This window comes from Mucilaginibacter sp. P4_G9, from assembly GCF_056400985.1.
The window spans coordinates 1-2,084 of the sequence record NZ_JBFUKF010000624.1; the positions used below are offsets into that span (position 1 = coordinate 1).

The 2,084-nt window shown below is 41.4% G+C and carries 3 protein-coding genes; all 3 read right to left on the reverse strand.

Features of this window, described 5'->3' with window-relative positions:
• A partial coding sequence (locus tag AC1DPZ_RS26045; RefSeq protein ID WP_477408979.1) for a hypothetical protein occupies window positions 1-349 on the reverse strand: 349 nt, incomplete at its 3' end.
• On the reverse strand, window positions 346-1,839 hold the full coding sequence (locus AC1DPZ_RS26050; RefSeq protein WP_477408981.1) for a hypothetical protein: 1,494 nt from the start codon (window positions 1,837-1,839) through the stop codon (window positions 346-348). The genes AC1DPZ_RS26045 and AC1DPZ_RS26050, both read right to left, overlap by 4 nt.
• The coding region (locus AC1DPZ_RS26055) for an RNA polymerase sigma factor (RefSeq protein ID WP_477408983.1) at window positions 1,832-2,084 on the reverse strand (253 nt) is incomplete at its 5' end. The genes AC1DPZ_RS26050 and AC1DPZ_RS26055, both read right to left, overlap by 8 nt.

The window sequence follows — 2,084 nt, forward strand, 5'->3', positions numbered from 1 at the left end:
AAATAACGCCGTTGTAGTAAACAATAGGGGTATATTTATCAATATCTACCTGGCTCCTTAATACTTCATACCCTGCTCCTAAGCCACAGATAAAGCCGCTTTTGGTAACAAATTGTCCTTGTAAATTGCCGCCATAGCTAAACCCGTTTTGTTTTCCATAGGGATTATTGGTATAGTTCTTCGGATCGCCTGTTGCTGATCCCTGGATAATCTGTGAAGTAGTTGTTGCCGATTTACCCGAAAAGTGAAATAAACCAGAATTAGCCTGTACCGATAATTCAAATTTTTGTGCAAACAATGATGTTGAGATAAGTACAAGTCCCACTAAAACAAGTAAATGTTTCTTCATTTTTTAGTTGTTGAAAAGTTTAGTTTTAGGTTTAAACCGCCTGCTCCAAATTTTATCTGTTGCGATCCCAGTCCATCAAGCGGATATTTTAAAAATGGTTCAATAATCAAACGGTTACGTTTGCCCAGTGCAGTACCTATTCCGAAAGATACGTTAAGTGTTTTGGCAAAATAAAAGCCGTTAAAACTTTGCTTGCTTGTTTCTTCGGTTGTTTGATTGGTTGAATTTGCGGATAGTGAAGAATTTGGCAGGCCATAACTTGTTGTATATGCCTCGTTGATAAACGTACCCGAACTTAAGCCGGCCGAAATATAAGCATCACTTTTTTGCGGATTAAACTCATATTTAATGTTTATCGGCACATCAAGCCCTACTAAATTGGCATTGTAGTTTTTAAACACCGGGAAGGCCGAGGCTGGTACAAGATTGTTATCCTGACTTGCTATAGCATATGTTAGCGCCCGGGCTGCGTTAGGATTGGGTGGGGTGGTGCTGTTGTACCTCAGCGTATTTTGAGCCAGTGCAACACCTGTTGAAAGTTTAAAGTTTTTACTCAACTTTATATCAGATGTAAAGCCTGCCCCGGCGTTTACCTGGTTACTGCTGCCTTTGGCATAGTTGAAAAAGGTTGCCGCATAAACGCCAAATTTTACTTTTTTATCATCACCGGGATCTTTAGCTTTTGGAGTCCTGGAATTGTCGGCTGCAAGCATTTTTTCCAGGGCACTGGTTGATGAAGGTTTAACGCGGGGTGGTTGTTGATTTGCATTATTGGGTTTCAACTCCGGAGTTGTGYTTACCCCCGGGGTAACAGGAGGAGCAACTGCATATTGCGGATCATTTGCTGGTATGATTGTTTTAACACTATCCGGCCCTTTTTGGGGCAGGGTTGGGGCAGGGGCTTGTTTATTATTTACAGGTTGTTGAGCTATAAGCGCGTTATTATTGGTGTTTGAAATGCTGTTTGTAATTCCCAAAGGCTGGTTGGTAACGGGAGCATTTATAGCAGCAGCAGCAGCTTTTTTTGATAAATTGGTATTAACAATAGTATTTCGTGTTGCTGCGGCTGCAAGTGCCGTGTTATGACCTATTGGTTTTTTTTGTGATGGATAGTTGTTTTTGACAATGCTGTTTTGGGTTGATATAGAGGTATCAACAAGATTGTTTTTTGTTGCAGGATGAGTATTTGCTGCTAATTGAGCAAGGGTATCAACTGGCATTTTCTTTTGTTGCTGGTGATGTTTTATGGGTTGCACTGCTATTGTATTGGCGGGTTGTTTTTTGCCCAGCATCCACACACCTATACTTAAAAACAACAATAAACCTGCTGCAGCACCTGCCCACCATAGCCATACCCCAAGGCGCTTCTCCTCCTTCACAGGGAATTTTTCCCTGAGTAGCAGCCAGCCTTCATCAGCCGAGGTGTCTTCATAGTTATCAAACACCTCCCTGATGCGGTCTCTTAAGTCGTTATCCAACTGATCATCCATGGTTTTGTGCTTCTTGCCTTAGTATTTTTCTTAATCGTTCTTTCGCCCGGCTCAAATAAACGCGCGATGAGCTTGCCGGGATAGCTAACATATTTCCAATTTCATCATGATTATAACCATCTATTTCATACATGTTGAATATTGTGAGCTGTATGGCAGGCAACTCATTCATCAACTTTAATATATCCTGTGCGTTCAAATTATCAACCGTACTTACATTGCTGCTAATCGGCGCGGCATTATCC